The 14,437-nt window shown below is 49.8% G+C and carries 9 protein-coding genes; 8 read left to right on the top strand and 1 reads right to left on the bottom strand.

Annotation, left to right across the window (positions count from 1 at the left end; all coding sequences use genetic code 11):
* The first annotated feature begins 124 nt into the window (after window positions 1-124).
* The 8 genes from QZT18_RS21930 to QZT18_RS21965 all read left to right on the top strand — a co-directional run bounded on the left by QZT18_RS21930 (window position 125) and on the right by QZT18_RS21965 (window position 12,945).
* Window positions 125-2,056, top strand: coding sequence for a thiamine pyrophosphate-binding protein (locus tag QZT18_RS21930; RefSeq protein ID WP_294151537.1), 1,932 nt, complete (start codon window positions 125-127; stop codon window positions 2,054-2,056).
* A 37-nt stretch (window positions 2,057-2,093) separates the two neighbouring features.
* Window positions 2,094-3,026: an NAD(P)-dependent oxidoreductase gene (locus QZT18_RS21935; protein WP_294151540.1), complete on the top strand. Its 933-nt coding sequence runs from the start codon at window positions 2,094-2,096 to the stop codon at window positions 3,024-3,026.
* A 156-nt stretch (window positions 3,027-3,182) separates the two neighbouring features.
* Window positions 3,183-4,253, top strand: coding sequence for a glycosyltransferase family 2 protein (locus QZT18_RS21940; RefSeq protein WP_294151542.1), 1,071 nt, complete (start codon window positions 3,183-3,185; stop codon window positions 4,251-4,253).
* Between the two features lie 4 nt (window positions 4,254-4,257).
* Window positions 4,258-6,444 carry a glycosyltransferase family 2 protein gene (locus tag QZT18_RS21945; RefSeq protein ID WP_294151543.1) on the top strand — a complete coding sequence of 729 codons (2,187 nt, stop codon included), beginning with the start codon at window positions 4,258-4,260 and terminating at the stop codon, window positions 6,442-6,444.
* An 11-nt stretch (window positions 6,445-6,455) separates the two neighbouring features.
* Entirely contained in the window at window positions 6,456-7,457 is a 1,002-nt protein-coding gene (locus QZT18_RS21950; RefSeq protein ID WP_294151545.1) for a glycosyltransferase family 2 protein, read from the top strand.
* On the top strand, window positions 7,457-9,415 hold the full coding sequence (locus QZT18_RS21955; protein WP_294151547.1) for an LCP family protein: 1,959 nt from the start codon (window positions 7,457-7,459) through the stop codon (window positions 9,413-9,415). Before QZT18_RS21950 ends, QZT18_RS21955 begins: the two co-directional genes overlap by 1 nt.
* An 82-nt stretch (window positions 9,416-9,497) precedes the next feature.
* Window positions 9,498-10,919, top strand: a complete 1,422-nt coding sequence (locus QZT18_RS21960) for an undecaprenyl-phosphate glucose phosphotransferase (RefSeq protein WP_294151549.1) — start codon at window positions 9,498-9,500, stop codon at window positions 10,917-10,919.
* 25 nt (window positions 10,920-10,944) lie between these two features.
* Window positions 10,945-12,945 carry an LCP family protein gene (locus QZT18_RS21965; RefSeq protein WP_294151551.1) on the top strand — a complete coding sequence of 667 codons (2,001 nt, stop codon included), beginning with the start codon at window positions 10,945-10,947 and terminating at the stop codon, window positions 12,943-12,945.
* 156 nt (window positions 12,946-13,101) lie between these two features.
* Here the strand turns inward: QZT18_RS21965 and QZT18_RS21970 are convergent, their stop codons facing one another.
* Window positions 13,102-14,310, bottom strand: coding sequence for a class I SAM-dependent rRNA methyltransferase (locus tag QZT18_RS21970; RefSeq protein WP_294151553.1), 1,209 nt, complete (start codon window positions 14,308-14,310; stop codon window positions 13,102-13,104).
* Window positions 14,311-14,437: the final 127 nt, after the last annotated feature.

Below are 14,437 nucleotides of genomic sequence, written 5' to 3' on the forward strand. Positions count from 1 at the left end.
CCGTCGGAGACTCATATGCACGAAGTGAATATGACATAATGTCGGCGTAGCAGACGTTATAGTATGAAAAAATAAACAATGGAAATTTATAAATAATAGAGTTTGAAGAGGAGAATGAATCACTATGCAAAAGAAAGTTTCCAACTATATTGCGGAAAAACTTTTAGACGCAGGAATTACCGATGTTTTTATGATTACAGGCGGAGGTGCGATGCACCTGGACGATGCCCTGGGGCATCAGGAAGGTCTTCACTGCATGTACAATCACCATGAGCAGGCCTGCGCCATGGCGGCGGAGAGTTATGCGAGGATTAATAATAAGATCGCTGCTGTCTGCGTGACTACCGGGCCGGGGGGGATTAACGCGATGACGGGAGTGGCAGGCGGTTATATGGATTCCATTCCGATGTTTGTGATTTCCGGGCAGGTCCGTTACGATACGACGGCCAGGAGCACCGGCCTTCATCTGAGAGCCATGGGGGAGCAGGAGTATGATATTACGAAATCCGTGGCGAATATGACGAAATACTGCGAGATGGTCATCGATCCGATGAGAATCCGTTTCTGTATGGAGAAGGCGCTGTATTTAGCTTACAGCGGCCGTCCGGGGCCCGTGTGGCTCGACATTCCGTTGAATGTGCAGGCGGCTGTCATTGAGACGGACGATCTGACCGGCTTTGACGCAGACGATTATAAGGCAGGAGGAACCGGCTGGAGCGCTCCGTCGGCTTCTGAGATACCCGAGGATACAAAGGGGAAGGGAGAGTACCGGGAAATCCTTCCTGCGCCGGTGAGCCGTGATACGGCAAAGGCGGTCATTGAGAAGATACGTTCTTCCAAACGCCCGGTGATCAATGCGGGCAATGGAATCCGCATCGGAGCCGCCCACGATGTATTTATGCGCGTTGTGGAAAAACTGGGAATTCCGGTTGCCACGGGAGCGGACAGTATCGACTGTATCTATGATGAACATCCGCTGTATGTGGGAAAAGGCGGCAATGTGGGCGATCGGGCGGGTAATTTTGCAATCCAGAACAGCGATTTGCTGCTTTCCCTGGGAAGCCGTCTGAGCTTCCGCCAGGTTGGATACCGCTTCGACACCTGGGCAAGGGCTGCCTATGTGATTGTTAACGACATCGATGCCGAAGAGCTGAAAAAACCGACGTTCCATGTGGATATGCCGGTTCATGCCGATGTAAAAGATCTCCTCACCGTGATGGAAGAGGTGCTTGACGCGGAGGGAACGCCGGAGGGCGCCGCACCAATCACAGAAGAATATAAAACGGCGCAGGAAGAGTGGGTGAAGACCTGCCAGGGCTGGAAACGCGACTATCCGGTCGTTTTGAAACGCCATCTTGAGGACGGCACGGAGACGGAGGCCAATGTATATGCCTTTGCACGCCTGATGAGCGAACGCCTGAACGAGGGACAGATTGTCGTAGTAGGCAACGGTTCTGCCAATGTGGTCTGCGGACACGGCAATATTATGAAAAAAGGGCAGCGCTTTATTTCCAACTCCGGAATTGCCTCTATGGGGTATGGCCTTCCGGCGGCGATTGGAGCCTGCGTTGCGGACCATGACCAGGATATTGTTCTTGTAACCGGGGACGGAAGCATCCAGATGAATCTGCAGGAGCTTCAGACCGTGATAGGGAACTATCTGCCGATTAAGATTTTTATTATCAATAACGGCGGTTACCATTCCATCCGCCAGACCCAGAAGAATTTCTTCGGGGAGCCTCTGGTCGGCATCGGCGTGGATAGCGGGGATTTGACGTTCCCGAGCATGGAAAAACTGGCCTGGGCCTACGGTTTCCCGTATGTTACAATCCACAATAACGCGGAAATCGGCGATAAGGTGGAAGAAACCCTGGCTTTGGACGGACCGGTTATCTGCGAAGTATTCGTGACGATGGAACAGAACTTTGAGCCGAAGTCGGCGGCGAAAAAACTTCCGGACGGAACGCTTGTGTCACCGCCGCTTGAAGATTTATCGCCATTTCTTCCCGATGAGGAGATGGATAAGATTATGATGATACCGAGAATCAGAAACTGATTTGAAATAAAGGAAATCTGAAATAAAGGAAAAAAGAATGAATATAGTAGTGACCGGAGCGACCAGCTTTGTCGGGACCGGGGCGGTAAAAGAGCTTCTCCGAAGAGGCCATCATGTGTTTGCCGTTCTCAGGGAACACTCGGCAAAGGCGGATTTGCTCCTTGAAAATCATAAAATACCTGAAAATCTTACAATTATTGAAGAAGATTTGGGAAATCTGGGTAACCTTGTTAATAGGATTGAGGAGCCATGCAGCGTATTCCTTCATATGGGATGGCGCGGCGCCGGCAGCAATTCCAGGAAAGATGCGGGGGTACAGGAGGAAAGCGTCAAGGATTCCTTAAACGCTGTGAGGACGGCTGCGGCTCTTGGCTGCACCCGTTTCCTTTTTACCGGCTCCCAGGCGGAATACGGAATCCATGACACGCCGATGGATGAGAATATTCCCTGCCATCCCGGTTCTCCCTATGGGGAAGCAAAATTAAAGGTCCGCCATGAAGCGGAAAAACTTTGCAGGGAACTGTCGCTGGATTACGGACATGCCTGTATTTTCAGCACCTACGGACCGGGGGATCATCCGTGGTCCCTCATTTCCACCTGTATCGGCACATTTTTAAAGGGGGGTCACATGGAACTGTCGGACTGTACGCAGAAGTGGAACTTCCTTTATATTGAGGATGCCGGGCGTGCGCTTGCGGCGCTTGCGGAGTATGAGGGCAGACTTCTGGATCACGGCTGTGTCTACAATCTGGGAGGGCCGATGGAAGAAACGGGGCCGCTCCGTAATTTTGTGGAGCAGATTTATGAACTCTGCGGCCGTCGTGGAAGCTTCGAATACGGCCTCCGGGCTCCCAATGCCGAGGGCGTCGTGAACCTGATTCCCGATATCGGGAAGATGGAACGTGTGGCCGGATGGCGTCCGGAAATAAGATTTGAGCAAGGAATCCGTAATATTTTAAGAAAATTGTAGGTTGTCAAATGCTGTAAAGGCGTTTAGAATATAAGGAAGTTATAAGTTACGGCTATTATTCGTTACTGTTCACAGGTAATGTCCCGCGAGGAGTTTCCTCACATTTTAGTGCGGGAGCGTAAATGACAGGTAAAAAGAAGAGAGAGAAGTTTCCCAATGAAAAAAATCAGTATTTTAATACCCTGTTATAACGAAGAGGAAAATGTCGGCCCTATCAGCGAAGAAATTGTAAAAACCATGGAACGTGATTTGCCGGGCTATGATTATGAGCTGGTATTTATCGACAATGACTCATCAGATAATACGAGGCCGGTTCTTCGGAGGCTCTGCAGTGAGAACAGCCGGATCAAGGCAATTTTCAATGCAAAGAATTTTGGACAGTTTAATTCGCCCTACTATGGAATGCTTCAGGTGACGGGCGACTGTGTCATCAGCATGGTGGCGGATTTCCAGGATCCGGTGGAACTGATTCCCCAGTATGTCAGGGAATGGGAGAACGGCTATAAAATTGTAATCGGAATAAAAAAGGGCAGCAAAGAGAACCCGGTCATGTACTGGCTCAGAAGCTGCTACTATAAATTGATAAAGAAATTGTCCGATGTCGAGCAGATCGAGCATTTTACAGGCTCGGGGCTCTATGACAGGGACTTTATTGAGATCCTGCGAGGACTTGACGATCCTACGCCGTTTCTGCGGGGGATTGTGGCGGAACTGGGATATAAGAGGAAAGAGATTCCCTATGTCCAGCCGGAGAGAAGAGCCGGAAAGACACACAACAATTTTTACAAATTATATGATGCCGCGATGCTGAGCATCACATCCTACACAAAAGTGGGACTGCGGCTGGCAACCATTTTCGGCAGCGTCTGCGCCGCCATCAGCATGGTTGTGGCCCTTGTCTATCTCATCATGAAATTATGGCACTGGTATGATTTTCCGGCCGGCATGGCCCCGGTTCTTATCGGTATGTGCTTTCTGGGATCTGTTCAGATCTTTTTCATCGGTCTGGTGGGAGAGTATATTCTGTCCATCAATTCAAGAGTGATGAAACGGCCGCTTGTCGTAGAAGAGGAACGGCTGAATTTTGATGAAAAAAGTGATATGGAAACCGGAAACGCAGATGTGAAACTTTCAGATGCGGATTCGGATAAAAGTTCGGACGCGAAACCGGTGAAGCCGGATGTCAAAATAGACACGGATGCGGATTCGGCCGGGAACAGCAGGTGACGGTATGAAATTTAATGTGGATGTGGTAAGAATACGGGAAAATTCCATACAGCTTAACGGCTGGGCCATCGGAAAGACGCCGGATACGAAGATTACGTACGGAGTCGAGGACGAGGCCCATAATCCGCTTCAGTATAAGTATGTTCCAACCAGAAGGGATGACGTAAGCCAAATCTATTTCGGCAGGGTGCTGGACCGGGAATTCGGCTTTGACATTCAGTTTCCCTATGAGCGGGGAAAGGATTATTATCTGGTGATCCGTGGGGAGAGCAGGCGTATCAGGGTTAAGTACAATGAGGACTTAATTAAGAAGAGAAGCAGCGTGGCCCACAAACGGATGCAGAAGATGCGAGATCTGATGAACATGGAGACGGTCCATGTCTGCCTGGATTTCTGGAAAGAGAACGGGTTTAAGGCCCTTCTTCTGAAATCCCGCCATAAACTTCAGGGGATTGACAACGACTATGATTATGGAGAGTGGTATTCCCTAACGAAACCGTCTCCCGAAGAACTGGAACGGCAGAGGCAGGAACGCTTCGACTATATGCCGAAGTTTTCCATCGTTATCCCTGTTTTCAAGACGCCGGAGCGGTATCTGAAGGAGATGCTGGATTCGATTCAGGAGCAGACGTATGGAAACTGGGAAGTCTGCGTCGCCGACGGAAGCCCGAGAGGCGAGAGCGTGGAACGCGTTCTGCGCCGCTATGCGGAAAAAGACAGACGTTTTAAATATGTGATTCTTGGAGAGAACAAAGGGATTTCCGGCAATACTAATGCGGCGATTGACATGGCCGACGGTGATTTCATCGTTCTGGCCGATCACGACGATGTGATGACGGCGGACGCCCTGTATGAATGTGCAAGGACGATCAATGAGAATCCGGAATGCGATGTGCTTTATTCCGATGAGGATAAAATGGATATGGACGGCGGGGCTCTTTTTGATCCCCACTTCAAACCCGATTTTAATATTGATTTGCTGTGCAGCGTCAATTATATCTGCCATCTGTTTGTGGTGAGCCACGAACTGGCGGCCGAGGTCGGAGGATTCAGAAACGAATTCGACGGCGCCCAGGACTATGATTTCATATTCCGCTGTACGGAGAAGGCGGCCCGGATCTGCCATATACCGAAGGTGCTGTACCACTGGCGGTGCCACCAGGACTCCACGGCCAGCAACCCGGAGAGCAAGCTTTACGCGTTCGAGGCCGGAGCCAGGGCAATCATGGCCCATTATGACAGAGTCGGCATAAAGGCGGAAAAGGTGGAAAAGGGAGTGGATTACGGGATTTACCACTCGGTTTACCGGATTAACGGCAACCCGCTTGTCTCCGTTATCATTCCAAATAAGGATCACCATGTGGATCTGGACACCTGCATCCGCGGCATCTGTGAGCGCGCCGCTTACAGAAACGTGGAATTCGTAGTAGTTGAGAATAACAGTACGAAAAAAGAAACATTTGAATACTATGATAAGATACAGAAAGAATTTTCCAATGTCCGTGTCGTAAAATGGGAGCGCGAGTTTAATTATGCGGCGATCAACAACTTCGGCGTGACATTTGCGAATGGAAATTATCTCTTGTTTTTAAATAATGACACCGAACTGATAGCCCCGAATTTTATCGAGGAAATGCTGGGACTCTGCCAGCGGGACGATGTGGGCATTGTAGGAGCGAAGCTTCTTTATCAGGATGATACGATTCAGCATGCCGGTGTTGTCGTGGGATTTGGAGGAATCGCCGGACATACGTTTATCGGTCTGCACCAGGCGGAGAACAGCTATTTCCACCGCGCGATGAGCACACAGGATTACAGTGCGGTGACGGCGGCCTGCATGATGAGCAAGAAGGCTCTGTTTGAGGAGGTCGGCGGTTTCTCGGAAGAGCTGGCCATTGCTTTTAACGACATCGACTATTGCATGAAAGTGCGCAGGGCAGGTAAACTGGTGGTATATAACCCGTATGCCCTGTTATATCATTACGAATCCAAGTCCAGGGGACTGGAGGACACTCCGGAGAAGGTAGAGCGCTTTAACAGGGAGATAAAGATATTCTCTGAAAAGTGGCCGGAGATATTACGAGACGGCGATCCATACTACAACCCGAACCTGACGCTCAGGAAATCGAATTTTGCCCTGAGGGATCTGAAGAAGGAAAAGATAGGGGAACCATACAAGCTGGAAATTTAAAGGAAATGAATATGGAATTAACAACAACGGTTATTATTCCCAACTATAACGGGCTTAAGTTCATGGATGAGTGCATCGGAGCGCTGAAAGCCCAGACTTACAGGAATTTCAAAATTCTGGTTGTGGATAACGGCTCCTCCGACGGAAGTGTGGAGTGGCTTAACGAACATCGGATTGAAACGGTTTTCCTCAGTGAAAACACGGGATTTTCCGGTGCGGTCAACATCGGCATTAAAGCGGCAGATACACCTTATGTGCTTCTTCTCAATAACGATACCAGGGTGGATGAATATTTTGTCGCCGAGATGGTCAGGGCTGTTGCGTGTTCACCGAAGGTTTTTTCCGTCAGCAGCAGGATGATTCAGATGTATCATCCGGAGCTTATGGATGACGCCGGTGATATGTACTCTCTGCTCGGCTGGGCCTACCAGCGCGGAGTCGGCCAGGACATAAAACGCTACCGGAAACCGTGCAGGGTATTTTCAGCCTGTGCCGGTGCGGCCATCTACCGCCGGGAAGTATTTGAACAGATAGGCTATTTTGATGAGATGCATTTTGCCTACCTGGAAGACATTGACGTGGGATACCGGGCAAAAATTGCCGGATATGACAATATATACTGTCCTCAGGCGGTTGTGTACCATGTGGGCAGCGGAACCAGCGGTTCCAAGTACAATTCTTTTAAAGTGAAGCTGGCGGCGCGGAATAATGTTTACTTAAATTATAAGAATATGCCGTTTTTGCAGCTTTTAATTAATGCGGTTCCGATCGCAGCGGGGACGTTTCTCAAGTATCTGTTTTTCAGAAAACTGGGGTATGAAAAAGATTATCTGGAAGGCCTGAAAGAAGGTCTTAAGACGGCACACACCTGCAGGAAGGTGAAATACAGGCCGGAAAACCTGAGGCACTATCTCACAATCGAGATGGAGCTGATTGCCGGCACGTTCGTCTATGTATATGAATTTGCCGTCAGAAGACGAAAGAAAAAAATGGCGAAAGTTGAGGTGTCTTAATGAATTATGAGGACGATGAGCTGGAGCGCATGAGGGCCCGCAGGGAGCAGAGACGTGCTGCCGAAAAACGTGGTTCCGGGCACAGCACAGAAACGAGGCGCAGTGCGTCGGACGGCGGTGACGCTTTCCGCTCCGGATACAGCGGGCCCAGGGGAAGCAGAGGAAGCTCCGTACGCGGAAGTAAAACCTCGGGTTCTTCCGGACGCGGACACAGAGAACAGAAAGTAAATAACAGAAAGAGAAGGCCCGATAAGAAAAAACGCATCATGATCATTGCGGCGGAGATTCTGATTCTCCTCGTTCTGGTAGTGGGCGCTGCAGGCTGGTACATATACGAAAGAACGTTTGGTTCCCTTCAGGTGATTGACTTTAATGAGGAGGAAGTACAGAACGTTAACCTTACCGACGATCAGATCGAAGGGATGAAGGGGTATCTGACCATTGCCTGTTTCGGTGTGGATTCCAGAAACGTCGGCGGTAAGATGAATGTGGGAAAAGGCACCAACTCGGATGTTAATATGATCTGCAGCGTTAACCTGGAAACCGGTGAAATCCGGCTTGCCTCCGTATTCAGGGACACTTATCTGAATGTAAATGACAAAAACTCTTATAATAAGATTAACTACGCTTATGCACAGGGCGGACCCGAGCAGGCGGTAAAGGCTCTGAATAAGAACCTGGGCCTCAACATGACCCAGTATGCCACATTTAACTGGAAAGCAGTGGCCGATGCCATCAATATCCTCGGAGGAATCGACATCACGCTCAGCGAGAATGAATTCTCCTGGATTAATGCATATATCACAGAGACGGTAGAAGAGACGGGAATTTACTCCACTCATCTGAAAAAAGCAGGCGACGTGCATCTGGACGGCGTTCAGGCCGTAGCTTACGGCCGTTTACGACTGGGAGACACGGACTATGCCCGTACCGAGCGTCAGCGTATCGTTCTCAACAAGGCATTTGAAAAAGCAAAGAAAGCCGACTGGGTTACACTAAACTGTGTGATTGAGACGGTTATGCCTCAGGTGGCTACGAACCTTACACTTACGGATCTGATTCCTCTTGCCAAGAATATTACTACCTACCATATGGGAGACACCTATGGATTCCCGGCAGCCAGAGGAGAGATGGATATCGGTAAAATCGGAGACTGCGTTGTACCGCAGACACTCGAATACAACGTAAAAGAACTTCATAAATTCCTTTTTGACGAACCGGATTACAAGGTTCCGTCTAACGTCAGCCAGTACAGCGAACATATCGCCAGTGTATCCGGTATGTACAATCAGGGTAAACTGATTGGGCATGTTCCGGTTGACCAGGGAGTGAATGCCCGTTCCTATGTCAAGAGAAAGGCGCAGAAACAGGCGGATAAGGTGGCTGCGGAAGCGGCTGAGAAGAAGGCGGAAGAAGATGCTACGAGGGAATCATCGACGGAAGAAACCGATGAGACCGACGAATCTTCCACCGATGAGAGCGGAACCGCAGACAGCAGTGAGTCCAGCACGGACGAAAGCTGGGGTGACTGGGACGACTGGCCCGACTGGGATGATGAGGACAATGAGGGTTACGGCCCGGGCAGCGTCGGACCGGGAAGCGGTCCAGGATCTTCCACAAGGCCTTCAAGCGCTTCGAAGCCCGGCTCCGATAAGACGACGGAGGCGGATCCGGACGGCAATGCAACCGGACCGGCAGCGACAGGCCCGGGGAATTCAAACGTAACCAAACCGGGAGAAACAAAAGAGAATAACAGTAAGCCGACGGCAGAGAGTTCTGTTTCACCGAACAGCAGTCCGACATCGGGCGGCAATTCTCCTTCGGGGAACAATTCCCCGTCGGGCGGTAATTCTCCTTCAGGAAATAATTCCACGTCAGGCGGTAACTCTTCCTCAGGGACGAATACGGTTTCTAACCAGTCGCCCGGCGGAAGCGGCCCGTCAGGACCGGGAGCCTGAGAAAAAAGAATGGCGGTGAAAGGTCCGTAGAACGTGCTTTTCACCGCCTTGATGAATAACAGCAGGATCTAGGTGAGATACTATGATAAAAGATAATCAGAAACGTCTGAATAATTTCCATGTGGTATTGGATGCCATTGTAATATTGCTTTCCTATGCCCTGGCGTGGTATATCCAGATTGGAAATCCATGGTTTGGTGTGACGCCTCACAATAAACAGGTAATGGCGATCGTATACTTGATGACTGCCGTGGTTATTGTGCCGTTTTATCTGATACTCTATGCTTTTTTTCATTTATATACACCGAAGCGGGTGCAGGGGCGCAGGCTTGAACTGGCGAATATTCTGAAAGCCAACACAATTGGCCTTCTAATCATTTCACTGTTCCTGTTCGCCCTCAGGAAAAATCCATATTTTATAAACTTTTCCGGCTCCATGCTGGTAGTCTTCTTTGTAATCAATGTAATCAGCGAAGTCCTGGTCAGGAATATTCTGCGCAAGGCGCTTCGTTCCATGCGCTCGAAGGGATACAACCAGAAGCATCTTCTCCTTGTGGGGTACAGCCGCGCGGCCGAGGGATTTATCGACCGGGTGAATGCAAACCCCGAATGGGGATATAAGGTCAGGGGAATTCTGGACGATCACGAGGAATGGGGCAAGGAATACAAGGATGTGCGGGTCATTGGCAAAACAACCGATTTGAATACAATTCTTGAGCTTAACACCCTGGACGAGATTGCCATTACACTGAGTATCAAAGAGTACGGTGATTTGGAGCGTATCGTGGCCGTCTGTGAGAAATCAGGCGTTCATACGAAGTTTATTCCGGATTACCACAATTTTATCCCGACAAAACCATTTATGGAGGACCTTCAGGGCCTTCCCGTCATTCATATCCGTCATGTCCCGCTGACCAGTCTGATGAATGCGACGGTAAAGCGGAGCGTGGATATTTTCGGAGCGCTGGTGGCCCTGGTTTTATTCTCACCATTTATGCTTCTGACCGTAATCGGGATCAAGATAACATCCCCGGGACCGATTATTTTCAGCCAGGAGCGCGTCGGACTTCATAATAAACCTTTTAAGATGTATAAATTCCGCTCGATGACGGTTCAGCCTGCGGTCAAGGAAAAAAGCCAGTGGACAACACCGGGTGACCCGAGGGTTACTTCTATCGGCCGTTTTATCAGAAAGACAAGCATCGATGAGATGCCGCAGCTATTTAATGTCCTGAAGGGTGATATGAGCCTTGTCGGACCGAGGCCGGAGCGGCCGTTCTTTGTGGAGAAGTTTAAAGAGGAAATTCCACGGTATATGATTAAACACCAGGTCAGGCCGGGAATGACCGGCTGGGCTCAGGTCAACGGGTACAGGGGAGATACTTCGATTACGAAGAGAATTGAGCACGATCTCTACTATATTGAGAACTGGACCCTGGGATTTGATTTCAAGATTTTATTCCTGACATTCTTTAAGGGATTTATCAACAAGAATGCATATTAGTATATAATAAGAAGAGGTCAGATGCATGGGATATGATGACGACGTGGACCGCTCCAGAAACAGGAAGAGCCGGGCCAGACAGCCTGTCAAACGGACGGGGGACAGGGAAATTGAACAGAGAAAACACAGAGAGCCTGGGTATTCACAGCCTGGGCTTAACCTGATCACGGATACATTTACGGATGGGGGCGGCCACAGGCCGAATTACGACCGGCCAAACTACGACAGGCCGAATCATGAGAGGCCAAACCGCGGCAAGCCGAGTCAGGAGCAGGAAAGCCGGAAAAAAAGCCGCGGCCGGAAAGAGGCACCGCAGGAAAAAGATAAGGGCAGACGCCGCGGTGAGCCGGAAAAGGGCGGAGGAATTTATAATACTCCCGCCAGGAAAAAAGCGAAGAAACGGAAAAGAAAGATTGTTATTATTCTCTTTGAAGTACTGATCCTCCTGAGCGTCATTGCCTTCGCCGCGTATTCTTATGTGGATAAGCGTCTGAGCGGCATGTCGAGGCTCCAGTGGAATCCGGATGAGATTAAAAATATTGAAATCTCACAGGAAAAACAGGAACAGATGAAGGGGTACTGGACGATTGCCGTCTTCGGCGTCGACAGCCGTAACTCATCGGTGGGTAAGGGAAACAACTCGGATGTAAACATGGTCTGCAATATTAACATGGATACGGGTGAAATTAAGCTGGTTTCCGTTTTCCGCGATACGTACCTTAACATCAGTGACAAAAATTCATACAATAAAATCAATGCGGCATACCTGCAGGGCGGACCTGAGCAGGCTGTAAAGGCACTGAACAAGAACCTGGATCTGGATATAGACGATTATGCCACATTTAACTGGAAAGCGGTGGCGGATGCCATCAATATCCTGGGCGGTATTGATGTGGAGATAAGTAAGGCGGAACTTTACTATATTAATGCCTTCATCACCGAGACGGTCAAGGCGACGGGAGTTTACTCCGTTCATCTGAAAAAAACGGGAATGAATCATCTGGACGGTGTTCAGGCAGTGGCTTACGGAAGACTCCGCCTCATGGATACGGACTATGCCAGAACGGAACGGCAGAGGAAGGTCATTTCCCTTGCATTTGAGAAGTTTAAGAAAGCCGACTGGTCTACGATTAACAATGTCATACAGACCATATATCCGCAGGTTTCGACCAGTATCCAGCTCAGTGATCTGCTTTCGGTAGCGAGGACACTGCCCAAGTTCCATATGAGCGATACCACCGGATTCCCCAGCGCCAGAGGGGAAGCCAAGATGGGGAAGAAGGGAGACTGCGTCATTCCTCAGACTCTGGAGAAGAACGTAATCGAACTCCATAAGTTCCTGTTTGGCGATGATAACTATGTGCCGACGGATACGGTAAAGAGCATCAGCAGGAAGATTATTTCCGATACGGGCCTTGCGAAGGAGGCCAAGCCGGCCGGTGACATGGGAACAGGAGGGGGACAGGTTCCCAAGACGACGGCTGCGGACGAGACGAAAGAGACAAAGGAACACGGTATCGATATTACAGTTGAATCCGGGGAGAATGAGCACGGCACCCACGGAACGGATGAATCGTCCTCTTCGGGATATTATCCGGGCAGACCTACGGAGGCTGAAACGGATTCCCAGGGCAATATGATATTCCCGTCAAGGGAGAACGAGAGCAATCCTTCAAGACCCTCGGAAAGACCTACGGAGACGGAGACCGGAAGCGTTATAAGGCCTGGTTCAACGGAGGAAAGCACGCATCCGGGCACGGAGGGTACGGGCGGTTACTATCCGGGAGGCGGCAGCAGCAATAATAATGCACCGGGAAGCGAAACCTCGCCGGGCTACAATAATGCGCCGGGAGGCGGTTCATCCAACTCCCAGAATCAGAATCAGGCGCCGGGAAGCAATACGGACACGGGTGTGATTCTGCCGCCGGGAACAGGCACGGGAAGTGGAAACGGCAGCAATTACAACACGCCGGGTTCTAACAATTCAGGGAACAACGTGGAGTATTCGGGGCCGCCTGGATATTAGAGTTTCAGATCATAACGGAACGGTATTATTATAGAACAGCATTATATAGTAAACAACGACAGCGCCCCAGCGGGACAGGTTTTCAAGAAACCGGCCCGCTGGGGCGCTGTTGCTGTCAGTGAAATGTGTGGCGGGAACACTTAATATTCCCACTATTTATTTTTCGTCACATACCTGGAAAATGTAAAACTTCAGATAATAGGATGATTCATCGCCGGACCAGAGAATCGGATGGTCCGCGGCCTGTGTCCGATATTCCACCTGGCGGAGGCGTTTGTGGACGCTTGTGGCGGCCTCCCGGATGGTTTTTGTAAAAAGCTCCGGATTCATGAAGTGGGAGCAGGAGCAGGTGGCGAGGAACCCTCCGTCTTTTACCAGTTTGAGTCCTCTCATATTGATTTCCCGGTATCCCTTGACCGCATTTTTGATAGAGTTTCTGGATTTGGTGAAAGCGGGAGGATCCAGGATAACGACGTCAAACTTTTCCCCCTTCTGTTCCAGTTCAGGTAAGAGTTCAAACACATCGGCACAGAGGAAGGAGGCGGTTTCGGATACGCCGTTTAATTCGGCATTCTCCCTTGCCTGTGCGATACCCAGCTCCGAGGCATCCACACCGAGGACTTCTTTGGCTCCCGAGACAGCCGCATTTAAGGCAAAGGAACCGGTGTGGGTGAAACAGTCCAGGACACGTTTTCCCTTGCAGAGTTTCTGAATAGCCAGGCGGTTATATTTCTGATCCAGGAAAAATCCTGTCTTCTGGCCGTCCTTTACATCCACATAATAGCGGACGCCGTTTTCTTCAATTTCTACGCGTGTATCGAACGGTTCACCGATAAATCCTTTATACCGTTCCATACCCTCCTGAAGCCGCACCTTGGCGTCGCTGCGCTCATAAATGCCGCGGATGCTGATACCGTCTTCCAGAAGCACTTTTTCCAGGCTGTCCAGGATGACGGGTTTTAAGCGGTCAATGCCGAGCGCCAGTGATTCCACAACAAGGACATCGGAAAATTTATCAACCACGATACCCGGCAGGAAATCGGCCTCACCGAAAATAATTCGGCAGCTGGAGGTATCCACCGTGGCCTTCCTGTATTCCCAGGCATTCCTGACACGCATCTCGATAAATGCATTATCAATCACTGTATCTTTTCTGCGTGACATCATGCGGACAGTCAGCTTGGAGCGGGTGTTAATAAAACCTGTCCCCAGGACATAACCGTCAAAATCCAGAACTCTTACCATGTCCCCGTTTTCAAATTCTCCCTCAATCCGTTCTATTTCATTATCATAAATCCACATTCCGCCTGCCTTCAGGGAACGGGCTTCACCTTTTTTTATATGGACCACTGCGTGTTCATTCATATTGTTATCCCTCTTTCTTTTATCGTTTTGTTACAAGTATACAGGAGTGGGAAATGGGTGGCAAGCAGAAAAGGGATTTAATTGAGGAATGAGAACGCCGCCGGGACGGTCGGGGTTCGGGATGGTG

This window comes from uncultured Clostridium sp. (assembly GCF_900547735.1).
Classification (GTDB): domain Bacteria; phylum Bacillota; class Clostridia; order Lachnospirales; family Lachnospiraceae; genus Otoolea.

Excerpts from the sequence above, each read along its gene's own strand:
- QZT18_RS21955 (WP_294151547.1), top strand. The coding sequence starts at position 7,457 with ATGAATTATGAGGACGATGAGCTGGAGCGCATGAGGGCCCGCAGGGAG.
- QZT18_RS21970 (WP_294151553.1), bottom strand. The coding sequence starts at position 14,310 with ATGAATGAACACGCAGTGGTCCATATAAAAAAAGGTGAAGCCCGTTCC.
- QZT18_RS21950 (WP_294151545.1), top strand. The coding sequence starts at position 6,456 with ATGGAATTAACAACAACGGTTATTATTCCCAACTATAACGGGCTTAAG.
- QZT18_RS21960 (WP_294151549.1), top strand. The coding sequence starts at position 9,498 with ATGATAAAAGATAATCAGAAACGTCTGAATAATTTCCATGTGGTATTG.
- QZT18_RS21945 (WP_294151543.1), top strand. The coding sequence starts at position 4,258 with ATGAAATTTAATGTGGATGTGGTAAGAATACGGGAAAATTCCATACAG.
- QZT18_RS21935 (WP_294151540.1), top strand. The coding sequence starts at position 2,094 with ATGAATATAGTAGTGACCGGAGCGACCAGCTTTGTCGGGACCGGGGCG.
- QZT18_RS21940 (WP_294151542.1), top strand. The coding sequence starts at position 3,183 with ATGAAAAAAATCAGTATTTTAATACCCTGTTATAACGAAGAGGAAAAT.
- QZT18_RS21930 (WP_294151537.1), top strand. The coding sequence starts at position 125 with ATGCAAAAGAAAGTTTCCAACTATATTGCGGAAAAACTTTTAGACGCA.
- QZT18_RS21965 (WP_294151551.1), top strand. The coding sequence starts at position 10,945 with ATGGGATATGATGACGACGTGGACCGCTCCAGAAACAGGAAGAGCCGG.